Consider the following 20,394-nt stretch of genomic DNA (forward strand, 5'->3'; position numbering starts at 1 on the left):
TGCAAGCTAGTTACTGGTAATTTGCCCGATGATTACACCACGCACTTTTTCGCCATCGAAGTAATACGAGACCGTATTACTCTGGATGAATCCATTCTGTACTGGCGTCTCCTGATAAAAAAGTATCGCTTTCTTTTTGGCGATCCCTTTCTTGCCGAACATTTCAATTAGATTCCTGTGAGTAGCATTCAACAATGGAACATTCGCGACTGAGACGCTGACAGGTTCCGTTGTTTTAGCACACTCTTTATGGATGCCATCTTTGGCAATAACTAGCGCAGTTAACAATCCTGCACCCATTTCGTTATCAGAAATGAACCAGTAATTCGTGCCATCGTCGTCATGAAGGCAGACCCAGCGTGCTGAGCTGTCTTTGTTAACTGGTGTGCTGGTGATATCTGACAGGTGAGTAACCTCCATTCGTACGGCTTGCTTGCCTATAGCGATGGTCGGTGAAAGGGGCACTGTTGTAGAAATTTCCGTCAATGATCCGTCTTCATCGTAATACTCGGTCGCGAAGCCGGTCATTTCCGTTGCTGAGACGTGCGAACTGACTGCAACGAGTAATGGCAATAAACAAAATAAACGCTTCATTTGACTATCAATACCGTATCGTTGCTTTTCCAGATACTCCTTCTGGCACTCAGAGGAGCAATGATGCAGCCCTCTGAAGAGTCGTCAGGGTGCAAACTGCTTTTACCATGTATTTTAAATGAGTCTCTACCACACATCTCATTTGTCGAGTAGGGCGTGAGGCTGAGAGTATATTTCCCGGTGTGGGCTGAATTATGAGGGGAACCAATTGTGTATTTCCCTCGAGGTAGAGGCCCACTGTTTTTTACACATTCTTGAGATGGATCGTTTTTGTAACCACTTGCTCCTGCATAATCTGCATCGAACTGATAAACACCATCAAGATAAAATTTGTGCTCTTTTACATCATATTCCCAGGACATACTTTCTCCTTAAGCGCGTTCCTTCCAGGTATCAGAATGAATGATGTTTCCATCTATGTAATGCCATGTTATTTTTTCATATGTTAGATCTACATATTCACAATGTGTATAGCGTTCGTTTCGCGGTAGTTTAATGTCAAACATGAGTGGTTCAATTTGAACTACTCTTGCATTTTCTAAAGTTGTCTTAAAGTAAGCCTCTTCAAGTCCGTTATAGTTGATTCTGTAAAATATGAACTCTGCTTTTTTAAGTGTTTGCCCAGTGCATAAGGCTTTGTATAGATAAGAGGATGATGAATCAATCTCTTTCATGAATGCATAGGTACTACAAATGCGTTTTGCAGTGATTTTACCGGAGAATTTATCTATAGGTTGTTCTATAGAATGCATAAATTCAATCACTTCTATTGAACCTTCGCGATCTTTTATATCGACAGATCCATTAATCCTCCGGCCTGAATCATCCTCGAGCCATAAGTAAACAGGTATAGCCATCTCAATCTCCTTTTATAGACTGAGGGAAACTACTCTTCATTATGGATTTAAATTGTGACTTTCATTTCAAAACAGGAATGTTAAAGAATTTTGGTTGGTTTAATAGAATGTTGTAGTTGCGAGATATGGATGGTATCAATTGACGTTTAAAAATTTATAAGGTTGATTTATGACTATTCTTCCATCGCAAGAATAATAGTCACTAAAAAAGCATCAAATATTGAAATGATGAATATCATTAAATAATGAACCTATGCCGGGATTAGCGCTTAGCCTGCTTATCCCATTTTAATAAGCCGGCGATATCTTTCTTACCTTCGGCTTCTTTCAGCAGGCGCTGCTTTTTTTCAAACTCGAGGTATTCTGAGCACGCCTTTTCATCAGCCGTTTTCTTGCTGATTTTGCCTGCTCCTTCTAAAACGTCCCGGTCATTAAATTGCAGAAACTGATCGAGCTTGGTTTGCCAGTCTCGTAAAAATACCTGCTTGCGGCGTTTGGCCTGATCTTCGGCAAAATCGAGCCACATATTAACGACGCGATTAAGCTCGCTCACCTCATCCTGAGACAGATAATTTTTTGCGGTGGTGACATCGCTTTTACGGACTTCTTCGCATTTATAGCTGGTCAGCCCCATATGCGGTTGAGTGGCGTCCGCACGTTGGTGAATCAACTCAGCAGCGGTGTGCCCAGTGCAGGCAAAATGCAGTTTATTCTGGATGGTCTGAAAGAATTGCGTGGTTTCTTTGAGCGACGGCTGATAGTCAGCAGCTAATGCGAAAATCTCCCTCACGCGAAGATAGACCCGGCGTTCGCTGGCACGTATATCGCGAATGCGTTCCAGCATTTCATCGAAATAGTCAGGGACGGCGGAAGATCCTACAGGCGGATTTTTCAGGCGCTCGTCGTCCATAACGAAGCCTTTAACCAGGTATTCCTGTAGCGTTTGGGTGGCCCACTGGCGGAACTGTGTACCTCGCGTGGATCGGACGCGATAGCCGATGGCGAGAATGACGGGCAGGCTAAAGTATTGAACGTTATATACTTTACCATCGCTGGCAGTTGTTCGGTAAAACCGAACAACTGAATTTTCGACCAGTTCACCCTCATCAAAAATATTCTTGATATGCCCGCTGATCGTAGCTTTGGCTTTGCCGTATAACTCACAGATCGTGGCCTGTGAGAGCCACAAGGTATCGCTTTCGAAGCGGCATTCAATGCGAACTTTTCCATCCTTGCTGGCAAACATGACGAACTCACCGGCTGGAGAATTTATTAATTCCTCATATGTCATGCTGCCTCCGCTTCATAAGGTTGATGCCTGTAAGCTCGTAGTATGCCAGAAACAGCCGCTAAGCCAGGTGGTTTGTATTTGATTTTGCGAGTCGCTTTCCAGCATGCGGAATTTGGATCGCTGCAAGCGCGTCCTCTATCTCAATAAGCTTTGCTTTCGTCCGTTTATAATCATCTTGCAAACGCTGCTCCTGCTCGTTATACGCCACCAGAACGATGCATCCTTTCATGACCTTTACCGTGACCTGCTGTCCGGTATCAAACCCCGCCGCGCGCAGCCACTTGCCGGAAAGGATGATTTTTGGCGTAGATTTGTCGTAAACATTCGGGCGGTATCCCACAATTAATGAACGCTCGGTTCCGGATTGGTCGGTGTCTGGGGTAGAATGCGAATCAGCCATAATCAACTCCTTGATAGTTGGTGAGGTTAGACGCTCCGGTTGTGTTCCCGCACATCGGGGCGTTGAAATACAGGAGGTTTAGGTGGCCTCCTATATGTATCAGAGTAGATGGATAGGTGGCCTCATGTCAATCATATCGCGCGAAAAAAAACCAAAAGGCGGCGGGCAGTCTCCGCAGTTTAAGATGCGTATTGATCCGGCATTGAAGGAACAGTTGGATGCTGTGGCGGCTGAGGAAGGAGTGAGTCTCGCCAGCTGGTTGAAGGAACTGGCGAGGGAGGCGCTAGTCGCCCGAGGTGTCAAACCAAAGGGATAATATCGAGCTGTAATTAAATTCCATTTCGTGCAGATTTGATATCTAATAAATTGATGGTTTTTATCTTGTCATAATTTATAATAATAGAAAGTTTAGCTGGATATTTAAATCTCATTTCACTTATTCTGAATGTTCAAAGCATGATCTTCAAAAGTTCTTCATCACTAATGTTCTTATGCTCTTTTATTCGTGTGATTCCTGAACCAAAGATAGGAACAGATACATTCCTTTGAGCATATACTTTATTTACTTTATCCCAGAAGGTTATTAAAAAAGATAAATAATCTGGCATAGAAAGATATGCTTTATTGTTTTTATCAAAATGGCTGAAGGCAGTAAGTAAATAATCATCAATAACGCAAGTTGTTCCTAAAGAGTACTTTACTTTTTTCCCTACTCTTCTCTCATCATTAATACCTATTTTTTCTTCTTCTTCAAATTCATACTCAGTTATTATTTTGTCTAACTCATTAACCGAGTTAGGGAAGAACTTATTAATATATTGGCCGTTTAAAGATGTTGATGATATGATTTTTTCGTCAACCTTGGTATCAAAATACTCGTTAAATGCTATACATTTCAAACCGGGCTGTAAAAATAAGTCTCCAGTCTTAATTGAAACTTTACTACCTTCAACATCCAACTCAATCTCTTGAAGGTTATTAAAGTGCCACCATATTTTGCAGTAAAGTAAAAAAAGACACGCCGAAAAAACAGCGAATAAAATGATTTTTTTGTTCTCCGGTATATTAAAAAAAATTAATAAAACAGAGGCGAGTGTACTTATTGCTGATATATGCTTAGAGAACTTATCTCTCACTCTGCTATCGAAAAATTTTACTTTCTTCATGATAAAGAGTCCCAATAAACCGCATTATATAAAAACATAATGCGGTAAGTTATTAGTTATAGTAATATCCAATATTTTTAGCGGCGCTACCTAAAAAGAAGTCCTTATCTTTTAATGCTGATTGTACGAGTTCCTTTTTTAGAGGAATGTGCATTACTGGAACTTTGTGTTTAGAATCACGGAAAATTGGAAGCAGATCCCAAAGATTAGTTATTTTCTTCGTGAAGCCATTAGCATCATGTATATCTTCTTTATTTTCAAATTCTGGATATATTACTATTACAGGCAATGATAAAACATTTATAGCATAATCAACTTCTTCTCTTATCGCTCTTGAGTTGATGGTGGAAGAGCTTAAAAATAGAATTATGTTTTTTGAATTTTTAAGTCTTTGATGTAATCTCGGTTTAAGAGTTTTTTCCCAATCACTTCCATCCCGAACACTGTAAGTTGAGCTATGAGAATCAATAAATGGAAATGAGGCGTCAGCACCTTTCCATGATCTTAGTAAATTATAATATACAAAATCTTTAGTTGCATGTGCCCCTAATGAACTCTGATTAAAAGGCTCAGAAACATAAAAAGCACAATAATTCCCTTTTTGCTGAGACATATTTCACCTTAATGTTAAATCTGTTACCAGATTGTTTTAAATGCTACGTGTCCTGTTCAGTTAGCAGAGCATAGATATTAATAATCCTTTACCAATAAAATTTCAAAGCTTATTTGATATTGTATTCTGGTGGGTGAAAAAAGAGCACAAATAGTGCATTTTTAACAATTATAGGAAATATTAAATTTCATTAAGAGTAGAAGGAACATAGAGACGTAAGTGGAATTAATAAACCGAACGGATTAACAAGATTAGGAAAAATAGAATGATTTTGGCGGAAGATCACAGGAGTTCTTGTTTGGTCTCAACTTGCTGTTTTTATTGTATTTTATTTTAGGGTGATGTTTGTGTTATACACATCGCTATACACATTGTTCCAAGTGTAAGGTTCAATCTGACGGATAAAGCTAAAGCTCCTTCATCGTCTCTAGAGCTGTTTCAATTAACTCTTCTGAAGGTTTAAATCTAGACATATGACGGACACATATTACAGGGATTTTCACATCATTTAGTACGGCTGAGAAAGCGAAAGTTGTGTAATAACCCTTCTGCTGCGTATAGATGAGAGTGCTTGGATCACCGAAGTATTTTAGCAAAATATTTGCTGCTGAAAGGGATTGTAGACTGTTGCTATAAGCGATAATCAGTTCAGGCTTACACAGAGGGATTGTGACATTCTCAAAAAATCTGGTTGAGTATTTTACGAGTTGTTCGACAGTTAGTTTGTGCCGGCTCGCCTCTTGTTTGAGTTCTGAGGCATTGGTTGAGCACATCATTAGAGCATTCGTAAATACTACGTCTTCCCATCTGTAACCTAGGCTGATAGGTATCTGTTGTAGTCGCTTAGCTAGGTGAGTAATTCCCCATTCCCCTTGCGTCCCTAAATGGACATTCGAGACAAGAGGCTTTGAATGATCCTGAATAATAGACTGGCTGTTGGTCATATGGGAATCGGCTGACGAACCATTAAAGCCCATCACAATGAGGCGTTTGCGTATAGGTGGGGAGGCTATTAATTCAAAAGCAGAATCGTAAGGTCTGCCGGGCAAATCAGCTAAGCCAAAGCGAGAAAGCCCTCCAAGAATAAAGTCTCTAGTCTTATCCATTATTCAAATTCTCTTGTGAAGCCTCATACCGACATCATACGCAAAAAAACTTTTTTTGCATTTAACTGTTCACACTGTTCACCTCGGTTATTTATCATTTTATATCATGTAGTTAGGTGGTGATGAGTTGGTGAAGGGTGAACGGTCGACTCTTCACCTTTGTTTGTTTTGCTCGTTCTGAATGCGACCGGTCAGGCGATACACGGGGGGATAAAAAGTTTTTTCCGGTTTTACTGTTCACACTGTTCACCTTTTCTTTTTTTATCAATAATTTCATAATGATATGGGGTGAATATACGGTGAAGGGTGAACAGTGGAGTGTTCACCTTATGGCAATTGCCGGAAAGAAAAAGACCGGCTCTAGCCGGTCTGGAGTGGGTTATGTCGCTGCGGGTTCATCGCATTTCGGCAGCCAGTCGCCGTAGCTTTCTTCTTTCAGCGACAGGTTGGTCTGTATCCCCTGCTTTGTGTGCCGCTTTTCATAATTCAGGCCGTACTCTTTCAGCATCATGGGCAGCCCCAGCCCGAACATTTTCAGGCTGAGCACGTTTCTGTACCCGTTGGCCTCCATATAGGCCAGATACGCGTGATAGAGATACTTACGGTAATTACGCGGGACGATGCTGGCATTACCCATAAACATCCCGCTGGTCTGCGGCAGCATTTCCAGATAACCGCAAAAATCAAACGTCGGGTCAGCATCGCGCTTGATATTGAGTGCCTCGTCGGAGTTCTGCTGCAACTGGAGCAGTGCGCGCGCGGTCATCGGGTCGCTGAATTTCTGCATAAGCTGGCGCACGATAACGGCCAGCTCGCGCGCAATTTTATCCCTGAGCTGCGGGTCGCGCTCTTCCGGTGCAATCTGCTCCGGGAAATGAATAATCACCCGGCGACGGGACACGCCGCCGCTGCGGTCGGTAAAGCGCATCGGGTTGTTGTTCACGGCCAGAATTACCGCCGGAATATGTGTTGAATACGGGTTCTGGTATTTCGGGTCAACCGAGACCGCATCGCCGCCGGTGATGGCCTTCAGCCCTGCGCCGTCACCGCTCCATTTTTCCTGGTCCGGCAGACGTATCAGCGAGAAGCCAATCAGGGATGCACGCTTGCGCGGGTCTTCCAGCGTGTCGATGTCGGCTGACGTGGCGTTATCCTCTCCGGCGAGCAGGGTCGCGATTTCGGCGAGAATGCTTTTGCCACTCCCGCCGGGACCGGTGACTTCGAGAAAGAGCTGCCAGTCGTAACGGTTCGCCAGCACCATAAACAGCGCAGCGAGTATCACGTCGCGCTTTTGTGGATTTTTACCGGCCGCCCGGTCGAGCCAGCGCCAGAAATTCGGCGCGTGAGTCTCCAGCATTTCGCCTTCTACCGGCGGGGTAAAATCCACGTCGCACAGTGTGCGTAGCCAGTGCGATTTATGATGTGGACTGAATATGCCGCTTTGGGTATCGAGTACCCCGTTGCGAAAACCAATCAGACGCCGTGCCGGTGCGGCCTGCTGCGGAATAATCAGTTTCAGGGTCTCCACCACCGAGGCAATTTTCCCGGATGAGAACGGGGCGCGCAGGCGCTGGAATAAGTCAGCCACATTCCGTGAAAAAGTGGCTGCCGGGATATTTTTCCAGATGCCGTTTTCATAGCGGGACAGGAGCTGGCCGTTCGCATCCACGGCCAGCGCTTCGCCGTAATGCTCATGCACCCGCAGAGCCTTGTCGCTGGCGCTCATGGCCGTAAATTCCGCCTCGCTCATGGTGTCGAACGGGCTTTGTGCCGGTGGCCGGATGGCGTCATAAATCGCTTTTCGCGTGGCCTCCCCGCCATTCTGCATAAACGCATCATTCCAGTCACCAAACACCGGCGGCAGGGCAACAACGCCCTCACAGGTTTCTGCGGCCGCGGCGGCTTTTGTCTGACCATCGCCGTTAAGGTCACGGTCAGCAGCGAGGACAATCTGACAGGCCGGGTGTTTCTGACGGGCAAGGCTCGCCAGAGAGAGGAGGTTCACGGACGACAGCGCCACCATAACGGTTTCGCCGGTTAGGTGATGCACGGTGAGTGCGGTCGCATAGCCTTCTGCAATCCACAGGCGTTTTCCAGCCTGTTTTTTCCCTTCGATGGTATGGCTCGCTCCTTTTACCGCCCCGCCTTTCAGGGTGCGTTTGAGCCCCTCAGAACTGATAAGCTGAAGGTTAACCAGTGCGCCGGTATCGTCATACAGCGGGACAACCACATCATCGGCGCGGAACATCACGCCGCCGGTTTTATGTGTGGCCGTCAGCATGACACATTCATGACCGGGAAATCCCTTGCGGGTCAGATAGGCGTTGCCGCTGGCCGTGCGGGTTTTCTCCATCAGTCTGACGGCCAGCGCGGCCGCCGCTTTGCGGTCTGCTTCGGTTTCAGCCTCTGCGGCCGCAATCACTTCGGGGGCAACCGGTGGCAGGTTGCCGGTCACGGCGTCCACCTTCCCGGCAGCCTCTGATGCGGTCATACCGAACACTTTCTCAACCAGCTTAAGCCCGTCACCCGCGCCGCACTGATTACAGAGCCACGTCCCGCGCCCCTCTTTATCGTCAAAGCGGAAACGGTCAGAGCCGCCGCACACCGGACAGGCCTGATGCCGGTTTTTTATGACCTTCACACCCAGCGCCGGGAGAATGCGCGGCCAGTGGCCGCACGCCTGTTTTACCGTCTCTGTTACGTTCATTTTCATCGTTATTTTCTCCCTCAGTGCACAACAGGCGATTGCATGTGACGGGCGCAGAGTTCATCCATCACGGCCAGCCCGAGGAAGGACAGCGACGGCGCGGCTTTGAGTGGTCCGGCTTCCATTAAATCTTCCAGCAGTGCACAGGCAATCTGGCGGCCTTTTTCCTCGCCGTGCTGGCGCAGGTAGAAGCCCTCCAGCTCGGCGGCAATGGCGCTTTCCAGCGCGTCGAGGGTGAGGTGCGGGTAGCGGTGCTGGCGTTCGCATACCGTCAGCCATGCACAGGCGACAGCGCGCCGATATAGCGCGGCGCGTAATACGGGCGGTAATGGCTTTTTCATACGTTGCCCTCCCCGGTCAGCCAGCGCTGATTGCAGCGCTCTACCACGCCGTCGAGCTGGGCGGTCATAAGGTAAATCACGGAGGTGAGTTGCGACTGCTGCGCAGGGTCACGACGAACGGTGGCGCAGTCCTGCACCTGCATCAGCTCATTGACGAGCTGGCCGACGTTGCGCATATGCTCCAGACATTCGAGGTCACGGGCGGTAATGGTGGTATGTCTCATGCACGCACCTCCGCAACCGGCAGGCGGCCAGCGAACGACAGAACGTAGTCGCGAACGAGCGACAGGCGTGCGGCGTGTTCATCACCGGCAACGGTGCGGAGCATACAGATACGGGGTTTACGGTCTGCACGACGAACGGCGGCAAACACAAAGACAAACTGCGGGTGTGACGGAGTGAGGGTAGTAGCCATGATGGCAGCCTCCAATAAGTAGCGGTTGCTGCTACCACCGGAAACGCCAATTTCACTGGTGGCAGCCCGAACGGGGTTGGCGTAACCGGCCTTATTGGAAACCGGCCAGCCCGAAGGCTGCCCCGCCCGGACTGCCATTATCTTGCTGGAACAATGGTGTACACATAGACACCACAGCCCGGAAAATGGGTGTGCCTGAGCTACGACATAAAAAAAGACGCAAGGCGCGTCTGGAGTCGCCAATAAGTTACACGGAACGCCAATTCCGGCTGCCGATTTTGCGACAGCGGGAAAACTATACCTGGAAACGGCGACAGGAAGCAAGCCAGAAAAAGGGGCAGTTTGCTGAACGATCATCATCATGCGTCATAGCCCCGGTTGCGTTCGGCAATGCGATCTGCCATCCATGCGGTGATTTCAGACTGCGCCCACGCCACGTTTTTACCGCCCAGGCTGATTTGTTTCGGGAAAGCCTCGCGGCTGATGAGGTCGTAAATGGTTGACCGGGACAGGCCGCACAGATGCATCACTTCGGGCAGGCGGAGAAAGCGCTCCTGAACGGCATCAGAAACCGGCATCAGTGGGGTGGCAGGGGCAGAAGACGGGGAAGAAAAAGCGGTGTGCATCGGGCTACCTCATAAAGTCCATACAGTGCCGGTCATGTCCGTCCGGCTTCGGGTAGCTCCTTATTATGTCTATATTTTTCCTCTGGTCATGTGAGATTTTCGGGGAAACAAACATTGACTTTTCGCTCTGGCAAACAAAGGCAAACGCTGGCAAAGATATGCAAACCACTGCATTACAATGCAGCAATTTCTATTTCTTTTAGTTATATATTTTTCATTTTTAATCGAAATAAAGTCTAATTGGTATAGACAGAGCAAAACAGGAGGGTGAACAGTGGTGAACAGACGGTGAACAGTCATGTCCTCAACTGTTCACCCTTTATCTTACTGTATTATTTATATTTTTATTTAAGGTGAACAGTGGTGAACAGTTATAAGTAAAAAAACAAACGATGAGTAAGGTTTTGCTGAGACCTTTTTCTGGCAAGCCGGGTTTTGAGTGCTGTTTGTGCCAGAACTGCCACAACTGCAATGAATCGAGATGTTGTGTGATGAAGGGCAGAATCATTTCAGGTTGAATAAACGGAGAGCCTGAACATGAAACCCGAAACAGTCATTACCGCCCTGCAAGACGTTGCCGCCAGGCAGTACGCAGAGAACAGCCAGCGCATCACCGACAAGCTGAGCGCATTCACTGCGGCAAGAGACACCCACGCGGCCAGCATGCAGGTTCTGAAAGAGATTGATACGTCCATTGAACGCTGTAAGCAGGAGCGGCAGACCGCCCTCGATGAGAGCACTGAGGCGGAGCAGGACTGGCGCAGCCGCTTTCGCACCCTGCGCGGCAGTCTCACCCCTGAAATGAAAACTGAGCACAGCAGGCGTATCGCCAGTCGCGAGCTGGCCGACGAGTTCACCGGCCTGATTGCGGAGCTGGAGACTGACCGGACACGCGCCATGCTGAATGCCTGCTCCACCGGCAATAAATACCTGTCAGCGCACGAAGATGCCTTTACCGCTTACGCCGGTGCGGAATGGGCTCAGGCTGTCAATGCGGTTCCTGTCGCCCTCATCCGCGCTTTCCTGCTGCGCATTCGTGCCCTCGAAATGAAGGGAGAAAGCGCTCCTCAGTCCGTGGCCACCGGCGAGCTGCGCGATGCGCTGAGCCGTCAGGGCAGCCTGTATCACTTCGATATGACGCAGGAGCCGGTGTTGTCCGTGACGGGCATGCACCGGCCGCAGATTACAGGCGTGGATACGGAGCTGTTACGCAGCCCTGCGAAGAGAATGATGCTCGCCAGAAAGCTGGCTGAAAATGGCGAGACAGAAGCGGAGGGGTAAGCATGTTTCACTGCCCGTTCTGCAAAACCAGCGCGCATTCCCGCACCAGTCGCTATCTGTCCGATAACGTCAAACAGCGCTATCACCAGTGCATGAACATCGAGTGCTCGGCCACGTTCCGCACGCTTGAATCCATCGACGGGATTATTCGTTCACCGGTGACAGAGCCGGTTATCCCTGTACCCGCACCGGAGCCCACCGTTAACCGTGCCGGTGCGTGAGCACGGCCAGACATCAGGAGAAACATACGTGTCCACACTGACGCTACAGAAAGCCTTTGAGGCCTGTCAGGCAAACAAATCCGCATGGCTGCAACGCCGGGATGAACTGAAGCAGGCCGAACAGGCATACCGCGAACAGCTTGCCGGTAACGGCCACAGCGGCCGGAGCCTGCAAACGCTGCGCGAGATTATCGACGTGAAAAAATGGGAAATCAATCAGGCTGCCGGTCGCTATATCCGTTCGCATGAGGAGGTGCAGCGCATCAGCATCCGCGACCGATTGAATGATTTTATGCAGGTGCACGGCGCGGAGCTGGCCGCCGCCCTTGCCCCTGAACTGATGAATTATTCCGGGCAACACTCTGCCGTTCAGCGCTGCGCCATGCAGCACTCACTCGACTGTCTGCGTGAGGCGCTACAGCTCTGGCTGGTCGCCGGTGAAAAAATTAATTATTCGGCGCAGGATAATGACATTTTAACGGCCATCGGATTCAGACCTGACGCGGCTTCGTGCGATGATAGTCGTGAAAAATTCACGCCTGCACAGAACCTGAATTACACCCGCCGCCGTGCAGAACTGACTGTGCAGTAGTTCGCTTAAAAATCCCCGAAAATCCCGCCATTTTTACGTATAAAAGCCATGCATGCATAAGGTGCATGGTTTTGCATGCGTTTTAACGTCACTGAATCCCCCGCCAGCGCCAGCACTGGCACGCCCTGAGGCCGGTCATGCACCCGCATTAAAAGCGCCCCCTTAAGCGGGCAGGCGGGGCGGGGAGAGCATTGCGCGCATAATAATTTAATGCGATAAATTAATTGGGAAGGTTAATGCAGTTTTTATTTAATTTTGCTATAAGAGTTGGATGAATTAATGGTGTTAAGCAGCCAAGCGAAGTAGTCGTGACGCAATATAAGGTGATGCAATGGATGAACGAGCACAAGAAAAGTTATTTAAAAAACTCTTCTCTCCAAAATCTTTATTTGATGTATATACCGAGAGATTTAGTAAGTCCGCAGCAAAAGGCCTCGATAGAATCAATGGCATGCAATATTCAAATAGAGCCAGAAAGGAATTAAAGAAAGTCTCTGAAAAATGTCTTAACGGTTCTTTTAGATTTACTCCTTACTTAGAGAAGTTGAAAAGCAAAGGGAGAGGGAAAAAACCCAGGGTTATTTCTATACCAACCATTAGAGATCGCGTTGTATTAAAACAGCTTAATGTTTTTCTTTGTGAGATTTTTCCTAGTTGTGTACCGAAAAGCATAGCTTCAACTTATATTAGAAGTATATCAGATGATTTAAAAGGCGTGATTCCTGAGGATATTTATGTTTGTAGTTGTGATATCGAAGGTTTTTATGACAACATAAACAAACATCGACTTGAAAAAATCTTATCAAAAAACATAAGAAGTAAAAGGGCGCTAGATCTCATAGTTCATTCTCTTTTAACACCAACAACAAGTGATAATGTTAATAAAAAAATGAGGAAGGTGTTTTTTGATAATGAAAAGGGAGTACCTCAAGGCTTGTCAATATCTAACATTTTAGCTGCGATTTATCTGCAAGGTGTAGATAACGAAATGCTAAAATTTGATGTGACTTACTATAGATATGTTGATGATGTACTAATGTATGGTAATTATGATGACGTAAACTCAGCTTATCATTCATTAAGGCGCAGGCTTAAGTATAGGGGGTTAAACACTCATCCGCCATCATCACCAAAAACACATTTAGGTTTTCTTAATGAGTCCTTTAGTTTTTTAGGATATGTTTTTAAAGGAAATGTTATAACAGTGCGAGATTCGACTGTTGAATCATTTATGAAATCAATTGCATCTAGGTTCAGTGATTATCTTCACAATAAAAACAAAAGGTTAAAAAAGTATACACATTTAACCTCTAATGATCTAAAAGACATTTTTCTGGAAGAGCTAAATGATAAGTTAACAGGAGCTATTAGTGAGAAAAAAAGATACGGGTGGGTAGCTTATTATTCAAATATTAACGATCTTTCTCTTCTTCATAAAATAGATTTTATAATAAGTGAAATGTTTAAGCGCTTGGATGATTTTGATAATTGTGCACCAGAAGGATTGAAAAAGGTAGCGCGTGCTTATTATGAAATGAAGTTTAGCCCACATAGAGGTTATATAAGAGATTATGACCAGATTAAAACTATTAAACAAAAAACTGAATTCTTGCACCGACGTGGAAGGATTGCTGAAGGCGAGAGGTTAACTAAAGAACAGGTTGAAGAGCGTTATGAAAGATATAAAGCTAAAAATTTAGCTAGCATGCATGCAGATGAAGGTGAAGTGTATCCCAAGTAATGCTATATTGAGCTTGACCAACGCCGACGGTACTTGCCTTGCAGGTGCCGTACCCCACGCGGTAAGGCCGTGATGGGCAGAAGTGCTCCTGACCTAAAATGGTAGTAAACCTTCATCGGGGGAAACCGCTGGTGAAGAGGATTGGACTGATATCTCCGGCGTTGCGTCACTTCATACTATTCATGGAGCTTATGATGAAAGATTTTTTGGATAGCCTAAGCAAATCCGCCTGGGAAACATCATGCGCAAGATACAATGCATCCCGTAGGTTAAAGGTTAGAGAGATTTTTTCGACTATCAGTCTCGCTTTAATTGGCCTTTCCGGTATCATACTCTCATTAATCCAATATTTTTGGATTACAGATATAAATCCTAAGCTCAATATATTAATAACTGCATTTTCCATTATCTTAAGCATGCTATTAATAATAATTAGCCTTATTGAATGGGGAGTCGCATCAGGAGCTAAATCTGAGGCTCTCTTTAGAAATGCTGAGTTGCTTAATGAGCATGAAAGGAAGATTTCTTTATTCAAAAACTGCTTAAAAGAAGAAATAACGAATGACGATTACAAATGCATAGATAACCTTCGCGATGAGTATGAAAAAATAAAATCAACATGTACTTTCAACCATAGCCCTGTTGACTACGAGTATCATAAAATAGTAAAAAGTAGATATTATATTGCCCATACTTCTGAAAGCTTTAGTTTTTGGCGAGTGTTAAAAGGTAGAATTAACTATTACATTAGTAGTATTTGGGGATACTTAATTATCTGGTCAATTGTTGCCATATTCTTCTTCAAAGTTTTAAAGGTAATAGCATCCCTGTATTGATCATGAGTTGGAGCGTTTACCGCTCCAATGTCTTATATAAAAAATCCGCATACCATTGCATCATATCTTTCCTTTTCTCTAAATACTGAGCATGGTTATATGTACCTCGAATAGTGTTTTTATCTACATGAGCTAATTGCATTTCAATCCATGCACTGTCAAATCCCTTTTCGTGCAAAATGGTAGACATGGTATGTCTAAATCCGTGCCCTGTCGCACGACCTTTGTAGCCTAGTAATTCAATAACCTGTGACACACTTTCTTTGGATATAGGTTTGTTACGATTATTTCTACCAATAAAAATGTAGGGATAATGGCCAGTAATAGGCTTGAGCTGCTTGAAAAGGTCAATCACCTGAGCAGATAGAGGCACAATGTGAGGTCTGCGCATTTTCATCCTTTCTGAAGGAATTTCCCATATCCCTTTCTCAAGGTCAACTTCATCCCACGTAGCAAAACGCATTTCCTGCGTTCTTACACCAGTTAACATAACAATCTTAGTCGCATTTTTAGTGATGATGCTGCCGGTATACCTCTCAAGATCCCGAATAAAATGAGGTATCTCTTCAGCGGATAAAAAAGGATGGTGCTTTTGCTTAGGTACGGTCAGAGCGATAGCTAAATCAGGTGCTGGATTGTATTCAGCGCGGCCAGTTATGATCGCATAGCGATAAACCTCGCCGCATCTTTGGCGCACTTTTCTGGTCTTCTCCAGTGCTCCACGCTTCTCTATTCGTCGCAATACTTCAAGTAGTTCTAACGGTTTGATTTCACTGATAGGACGTTTACCAATGAACGGGAACACATCTTGCTCGAATGTCTTAATGATTTCTTCGCGATAGGCCACTGTCCAGCGGTCAGCTTTGTTGGCGTGCCATTCTCGACATATGGCTTCGAATGAGTTCTCTGTTGAGAGTTGCTGTGCCAGCTTTTTGGCTTTACGTTCTTCGATTGGATCAACGCCATTTGCGACCTGCTTACGGGCCGTATCGCGTTTCTCACGTGCTTCTGCGAGGCTCACAAGGTCGTAGCTGCCAAATGACATTAGCCGCGCTTTACCGGCAAAACGAAAGCGGAAGCGCCAGCCCTTCGAGCCGTCGGGATTGATAAGCAATGACAGGCCTTGCCCATCGTTCAATGTGTATGGCTTGTCTTGGGGCTTTGCTCGTTTAATTTGTATGTCTGTTAGTGCCATGTGTATAAGTCAAAAATATGTATAAAAAATCTATACACATCACTATACATTTTTTTCATGGATTCAGGGAGAACTTGTCGGACGGTTCCGGATGAGTGATTTAATATGTGTGTTGAAAATAAAGGCTTTTTAGACGTTTTCGGATGGTGGTGGAAAAACTTTGGCGGAAGATCACAGGAGTCGAACCTGCCCGGGAACGCTGGCGCCCCCAACTGGATTTGAAGTCCAGCCACCTCACCGGAGATGACGATCTTCCGCGCCTGCATTGCTACATGGAGGCGGGGCGCATTATAGCTACTTTCAGGCATTTACCACATACCCCACACCACTTTTTTCACCTCTCTTTTGACCTGAATCCCCCTGTTTCAGCTAATTCTTAAGAAAATCCTCAGGTTAGCATTTCGTGCTCATCAACTTTTATCCCGATCACAAAAAACAAGAAACGTAATCTCTTAACCAGAAAACGCAATACCCGCTCCTGAAACAATGGTTTAAAAAACGGTAACCGGTCTCAGCGCCCCCTACAGCGTGAAGGATAAAAATATGAGCGAAGTCTTGTCAGTAAAAGAGAAGATTGGCTACGGCATGGGAGACGCCGCCAGCCATATCATTTTTGATAACGTCATGCTTTATATGATGTTTTTCTACACCGATATTTTTGGTATTCCCGCCGGGTTTGTCGGCACCATGTTCCTGCTGGCCCGCGCGCTGGATGCGATCTCCGACCCGTGCATGGGGCTGATTGCCGACCGCACCCGCAGCCGCTGGGGCAAGTTCCGTCCGTGGATTTTGTTCGGCGCCATTCCGTTCGGCATCGTCTGCGTGCTGGCCTACACCACGCCGGACCTGAGCCTTAACGGAAAAATGGTTTACGCCGCCATCACATACACGCTGCTGACCCTGCTCTATACCGTGGTCAATATCCCGTACTGCGCGCTGGGCGGCGTGATCACCAACGACCCGACGCAGCGTATCTCCCTTCAGTCCTGGCGCTTTGTGCTGGCGACGGCGGGCGGCATGCTCTCTACGGTGCTGATGATGCCGCTGGTCAACCTGATTGGCGGCGACGATAAAGCGTTCGGCTTCCAGGGCGGGATCGCCGTGCTGTCGGTGGTCGCGTTTCTGATGCTGGCGTTCTGCTTCTTCACCACCAAAGAGCGCATCCAGGTGCCACCGAGCACCACCTCCATGCGTGAAGACCTGCGCGATATCTGGCAAAACGACCAGTGGCGTATCGTCGGCGTGCTCACCATCCTCAACATTCTCGCCGTCTGCGTGCGCGGGGGCGCGATGATGTACTACTGCACCTGGATCATGGGCTCGCCGGAGGTGTTCGTCGCCTTCCTCACCACCTACTGCGTCGGCAATCTGATTGGCTCCGCGCTGGCGAAACCGCTCACCGACTGGAAGTGCAAGGTCAGCATCTTCTGGTGGACCAACGCCGCGCTGGCGGTGGTCAGCGTGGCGATGTTCTTCGTGCCGATGCATGCCACCGTCCTGATGTTCGGCTTCATCTTCGTTATCGGCGTGCTGCACCAGCTGGTGACGCCGATTCAGTGGGTAATGATGTCCGATACCGTCGACTACGGCGAATGGACCAACGGCAAACGTCTGACCGGCATCAGCTTTGCGGGCACGCTGTTCGTGCTGAAACTCGGCCTGGCGCTGGGCGGGGCGATGATAGGCTGGATGCTGGCAGGCGGCGGCTACGACGCGGCAGCCAAAACCCAGAACAGCGCGACCATCAGCATCATCATCGGCCTGTTTACCCTGGCACCGGCGATCTGTTACGTGCTGAGCGCCATCATCGCCAAACGCTACTACACGCTGAAAACCCCTTTCCTGACCAAAATTCTGCGCGAGCTGGCGCAGGGCGCGCGCCGCAATCAGCAGGAGTTTGAAAACCTGCCGGTCAGCAAAGAATTGCAGAACTAAGAGGACGTAAGCATGAAAATCAGTGATGGAAACTGGCTTATTCAACCGGGCCTGAATGTGACCTATCCGGTGCAGGTGTTCGACGTGGAGCAGCAGGGCAATGACCTGGTGGTGTATGTGGCGCCGCGTGACGTGCGCGAACGCACCTGGCAGCTCGACACGTTGATGTTCACGGTGCGCCTGTTTGCCCCGCAGGAAGGGATTGTCGGGGTGCGCATTGAGCACTTCCAGGGTGCGCTGAACAACGGCCCGCACTATCCGCTGAACGTTCTGAAGGATGTAAAAGTTGAGATTGAAAACAACGCCGAATTTGCCGAGCTGAAAAGCGGCAGCGTCAGCGTGCGCGTCGCCAAAGGCGAGTTCTGGGGGCTGGATTTCCTGCGCAACGGCCAGCGCATTACCGGCAGCCAGCTGAAAAACAACGGCTACGTGCAGGACAGCAATACCGATCGCAACTATGTGTTTGAACGTCTGGATCTGGGCGTGGGGGAAACGGTCTACGGCCTGGGCGAGCGCTTCACCGCCCTGGTGCGCAACGGTCAGACGGTCGAAACCTGGAACCGCGACGGGGGCACCAGCACCGAGCAGTCCTACAAAAACATACCGTTCTACCTGACCAACCGCGGCTACGGCGTGCTGGTGAATCATCCGGAAAATGTCTCGTTTGAAGTCGGCTCCGAGAAGGTCTCCAAAGTGCAGTTCAGCGTGGAAGGGGAGTATCTGGAGTACTTCGTGATCGACGGCCCGACGCCGAAAGAAGTGCTGAACCGCTATACCCGCTTCACCGGCCGTCCGGCGCTGCCGCCTGCGTGGTCGTTCGGCCTGTGGCTGACCACCTCCTTCACCACCAACTACGACGAAGCGACGGTTAACAGCTTTATCGACGGCATGGCCGAGCGCGACCTGCCGCTGCACGTGTTCCACTTCGACTGCTTCTGGATGAAGGCCTTCCAGTGGTGCGATTTCGAGTGGGACCCGGTGACCTTCCCCGATCCGGAAGGCATGATCCGCCGCCTGAAAGAGAAAGGGCTGAAGGTCTGCGTGTGGATCAACCCGTACATCGGCCAGAAATCGCCGATCTTCCGGGAGCTGAAAGAGAAGGGCTACCTGCTGAAGCGCCCGGACGGCTCCCTGTGGCAGTGGGACAAATGGCAGCCGGGGCTGGCGATCTACGACTTCACCAACCCGGACGCGTGCAGGTGGTATGCGGACAAACTGAAAGGCCTGGTGGAGAGCGGCGTCGACTGCTTCAAGACCGACTTCGGCGAGCGTATCCCGACGGAGGTCCAGTGGTTTGACGGTTCCGATCCGCAGAAGATGCATAACCATTACGCCTACATCTACAACGAACTGGTGTGGAACGTGCTGAAAGAGACGGTGGGAGAAGAAGAGGCGGTGCTGTTTGCCCGTTCTGCCTCCGTGGGTGCGCAACAGTTCCCGGTACACTGGGGTGGCGACTGCTACGCCAACTATGAGTCGATGGCCGAAAGCCTGCGCGGCGGGCTGTCGATTGGGCTGTCCGGCTTCGGGTTCTGGAGCCACGATATCGGCGGGTTCGAAAACACCGCTCCGGCGCACGTCTACAAACGCTGGTGCGCGTTCGGGCTGTTCTCCAGCCACAGCCGCCTGCACGGCAGCAAATCCTACCGCGTGCCGTGGGCGTACGATGACGAGTCCTGCGATGTGGTGCGCCACTTCACGCAGCTGAAATGCCAGCTGATGCCGTACCTGTATCGTCAGGCGGCGCTGGCGCACGAGTTCGGCACGCCGATGCTGCGGGCGATGATGCTGGAGTTCCCGGACGATCCGGCGTGCGATTACCTCGACCGCCAGTACATGTTGGGGGATTCAATGATGGTGGCGCCGGTGTTCTCCGAGGCGGGCGACGTGCAGTTCTACCTGCCGGAAGGGCGCTGGACGCACCTGTGGCACAACGATGAAATCGAGGGTAGCCGCTGGCATAAGCAGCAGCACGATTTCCAGAGCCTGCCGGTCTATGTGCGCGACAACACGCTGCTGGCGCTCGGCAATAATAACCAGAAGCCGGACTATGCGTGGCACGAGGGGACGGCCTTCCAGCTCTTTAACCTGAGCGATGGCGCAACGGCGGTGAGTGAAGTGCCTGCGGCGGACGGTTCTGTAGTGTTTGCGCTGAAGGCGTCACGTCAGGGCGACGTCGTGACCTTTACCGGCGCGGGAGATGCGCAAAACTGGTCGGTATGCTTGCGCAACGTGCAGAAGGTCGGCGGCGTAAAAGGCGGTTCACATGCGGGCAGCGAATGGGGTGTGGTGGTGAAAGCCGAGGGGGATGAGGTGGTGGTTCACCTCTGAGCTGGAAAAATGCCCGGTGGCGCTTCTGTATGACCGGATACATAGGTGACAGATCAGACCGGGAACATAGGTAACACTTTTCAGTCTATCCGGAGCACACTCTGGGTTTTTCGGTCGTAGTACGCAAGCGTTATTCCGTTAAAGAT

Annotated in this window: 22 protein-coding genes and 1 tRNA gene; 8 read left to right on the forward strand and 15 right to left on the reverse strand. The window is 48.6% G+C overall.

All coding sequences use genetic code 11. The features are described from left to right. Positions 1-6: 6 nt before the first annotated feature. The 5 genes from ACJTMZ_RS19000 to ACJTMZ_RS19020 all read right to left on the reverse strand — a co-directional run bounded on the left by ACJTMZ_RS19000 (position 7) and on the right by ACJTMZ_RS19020 (position 3,142). Positions 7-594: a hypothetical protein gene (locus ACJTMZ_RS19000; protein ID WP_225561440.1), complete on the reverse strand. Its 588-nt coding sequence runs from the start codon at positions 592-594 to the stop codon at positions 7-9. Then, positions 591-956 (reverse strand): tlde1 domain-containing protein, encoded by a 366-nt coding sequence (locus ACJTMZ_RS19005; protein ID WP_023302859.1) that lies wholly within the window; start codon positions 954-956, stop codon positions 591-593. Before ACJTMZ_RS19005 ends, ACJTMZ_RS19000 begins: the two co-directional genes overlap by 4 nt. 9 nt (positions 957-965) lie before the next feature. Continuing rightward, positions 966-1,451, reverse strand: coding sequence for a type VI secretion system tube protein TssD (tssD, locus tag ACJTMZ_RS19010; RefSeq protein WP_017383637.1), 486 nt, complete (start codon positions 1,449-1,451; stop codon positions 966-968). A 262-nt stretch (positions 1,452-1,713) separates the two neighbouring features. After that, the gene (locus ACJTMZ_RS19015) at positions 1,714-2,742 is read right to left on the reverse strand and encodes a virulence RhuM family protein (RefSeq protein ID WP_071963934.1); all 1,029 of its coding nucleotides are present in this window, start codon (positions 2,740-2,742) and stop codon (positions 1,714-1,716) included. Between the two features lie 58 nt (positions 2,743-2,800). Beyond that, positions 2,801-3,142, reverse strand: coding sequence for a SymE family type I addiction module toxin (locus tag ACJTMZ_RS19020; protein WP_006812446.1), 342 nt, complete (start codon positions 3,140-3,142; stop codon positions 2,801-2,803). Between the two features lie 124 nt (positions 3,143-3,266). Here ACJTMZ_RS19020 and ACJTMZ_RS19025 point away from each other — a divergent pair, with 124 nt between their 5' ends. Continuing rightward, entirely contained in the window at positions 3,267-3,458 is a 192-nt protein-coding gene (locus ACJTMZ_RS19025) for a toxin-antitoxin system HicB family antitoxin (RefSeq protein ID WP_032634623.1), read from the forward strand. Positions 3,459-3,591: 133 nt separating this feature from the next. On the opposite strand, the gene ACJTMZ_RS19030 is transcribed toward ACJTMZ_RS19025, so the two are convergent. From ACJTMZ_RS19030 to ACJTMZ_RS19065, 8 genes are all read right to left on the reverse strand, one after another. After that, a complete protein-coding gene (locus ACJTMZ_RS19030; RefSeq protein ID WP_408626969.1) occupies positions 3,592-4,308 on the reverse strand; it encodes a macro domain-containing protein in 717 nt (238 codons plus the stop codon). A gap of 52 nt (positions 4,309-4,360) precedes the next feature. After that, on the reverse strand, positions 4,361-4,921 hold the full coding sequence (locus ACJTMZ_RS19035) for a TIR domain-containing protein (RefSeq protein WP_023315130.1): 561 nt from the start codon (positions 4,919-4,921) through the stop codon (positions 4,361-4,363). A gap of 407 nt (positions 4,922-5,328) precedes the next feature. Further along, on the reverse strand, positions 5,329-6,027 hold the full coding sequence (locus ACJTMZ_RS19040; protein WP_023323951.1) for a hypothetical protein: 699 nt from the start codon (positions 6,025-6,027) through the stop codon (positions 5,329-5,331). 379 nt (positions 6,028-6,406) lie between these two features. Beyond that, positions 6,407-8,740, reverse strand: a complete 2,334-nt coding sequence (locus ACJTMZ_RS19045; protein ID WP_023323952.1) for a primase-helicase zinc-binding domain-containing protein — start codon at positions 8,738-8,740, stop codon at positions 6,407-6,409. Positions 8,741-8,754: 14 nt separating this feature from the next. Beyond that, positions 8,755-9,075, reverse strand: coding sequence for a DUF5375 domain-containing protein (locus tag ACJTMZ_RS19050; RefSeq protein WP_023323953.1), 321 nt, complete (start codon positions 9,073-9,075; stop codon positions 8,755-8,757). Further along, positions 9,072-9,299, reverse strand: a complete 228-nt coding sequence (locus ACJTMZ_RS19055) for a hypothetical protein (RefSeq protein ID WP_017692848.1) — start codon at positions 9,297-9,299, stop codon at positions 9,072-9,074. Before ACJTMZ_RS19055 ends, ACJTMZ_RS19050 begins: the two co-directional genes overlap by 4 nt. Further along, positions 9,296-9,853, reverse strand: coding sequence for a host cell division inhibitor Icd-like protein (locus ACJTMZ_RS19060; RefSeq protein ID WP_032627992.1), 558 nt, complete (start codon positions 9,851-9,853; stop codon positions 9,296-9,298). Before ACJTMZ_RS19060 ends, ACJTMZ_RS19055 begins: the two co-directional genes overlap by 4 nt. Beyond that, a complete protein-coding gene (locus ACJTMZ_RS19065; RefSeq protein ID WP_023323954.1) occupies positions 9,850-10,116 on the reverse strand; it encodes an AlpA family transcriptional regulator in 267 nt (88 codons plus the stop codon). The genes ACJTMZ_RS19060 and ACJTMZ_RS19065 overlap by 4 nt, the downstream gene beginning before the upstream one ends. 537 nt (positions 10,117-10,653) lie before the next feature. Between ACJTMZ_RS19065 and ACJTMZ_RS19070 the strand changes: the two genes are divergently transcribed. The 5 genes from ACJTMZ_RS19070 to ACJTMZ_RS19090 all read left to right on the forward strand — a co-directional run bounded on the left by ACJTMZ_RS19070 (position 10,654) and on the right by ACJTMZ_RS19090 (position 14,787). Next, positions 10,654-11,397 (forward strand): hypothetical protein, encoded by a 744-nt coding sequence (locus tag ACJTMZ_RS19070; RefSeq protein WP_023323955.1) that lies wholly within the window; start codon positions 10,654-10,656, stop codon positions 11,395-11,397. 2 nt (positions 11,398-11,399) lie between these two features. Next, positions 11,400-11,618, forward strand: coding sequence for an ogr/Delta-like zinc finger family protein (locus tag ACJTMZ_RS19075; protein WP_023323956.1), 219 nt, complete (start codon positions 11,400-11,402; stop codon positions 11,616-11,618). 28 nt (positions 11,619-11,646) lie between these two features. Continuing rightward, positions 11,647-12,210: a phage polarity suppression protein gene (locus ACJTMZ_RS19080; protein ID WP_023323957.1), complete on the forward strand. Its 564-nt coding sequence runs from the start codon at positions 11,647-11,649 to the stop codon at positions 12,208-12,210. Between the two features lie 331 nt (positions 12,211-12,541). Beyond that, on the forward strand, positions 12,542-13,951 hold the full coding sequence (locus tag ACJTMZ_RS19085; protein ID WP_023323958.1) for a reverse transcriptase domain-containing protein: 1,410 nt from the start codon (positions 12,542-12,544) through the stop codon (positions 13,949-13,951). A gap of 191 nt (positions 13,952-14,142) precedes the next feature. Further along, entirely contained in the window at positions 14,143-14,787 is a 645-nt protein-coding gene (locus ACJTMZ_RS19090; RefSeq protein ID WP_255343904.1) for an SLATT domain-containing protein, read from the forward strand. Between the two features lie 16 nt (positions 14,788-14,803). On the opposite strand, the gene ACJTMZ_RS19095 is transcribed toward ACJTMZ_RS19090, so the two are convergent. After that, positions 14,804-15,982: a phage integrase central domain-containing protein gene (locus ACJTMZ_RS19095; RefSeq protein WP_023323960.1), complete on the reverse strand. Its 1,179-nt coding sequence runs from the start codon at positions 15,980-15,982 to the stop codon at positions 14,804-14,806. 161 nt (positions 15,983-16,143) lie between these two features. Then, positions 16,144-16,238 (reverse strand) — tRNA-Sec (locus ACJTMZ_RS19100). 287 nt (positions 16,239-16,525) lie between these two features. Here ACJTMZ_RS19100 and ACJTMZ_RS19105 point away from each other — a divergent pair. After that, the gene (locus ACJTMZ_RS19105; protein ID WP_015570055.1) at positions 16,526-17,917 is read left to right on the forward strand and encodes a glycoside-pentoside-hexuronide family transporter; all 1,392 of its coding nucleotides are present in this window, start codon (positions 16,526-16,528) and stop codon (positions 17,915-17,917) included. Positions 17,918-17,929: 12 nt separating this feature from the next. Beyond that, a complete protein-coding gene (gene yicI, locus ACJTMZ_RS19110) occupies positions 17,930-20,248 on the forward strand; it encodes an alpha-xylosidase (protein ID WP_196358952.1) in 2,319 nt (772 codons plus the stop codon). Positions 20,249-20,394 lie beyond the last annotated feature (146 nt).

Origin of the sequence: Enterobacter sp. DN (assembly GCF_046054285.1) — a bacterium.
Lineage (GTDB): Bacteria > Pseudomonadota > Gammaproteobacteria > Enterobacterales > Enterobacteriaceae > Enterobacter > Enterobacter hormaechei_C.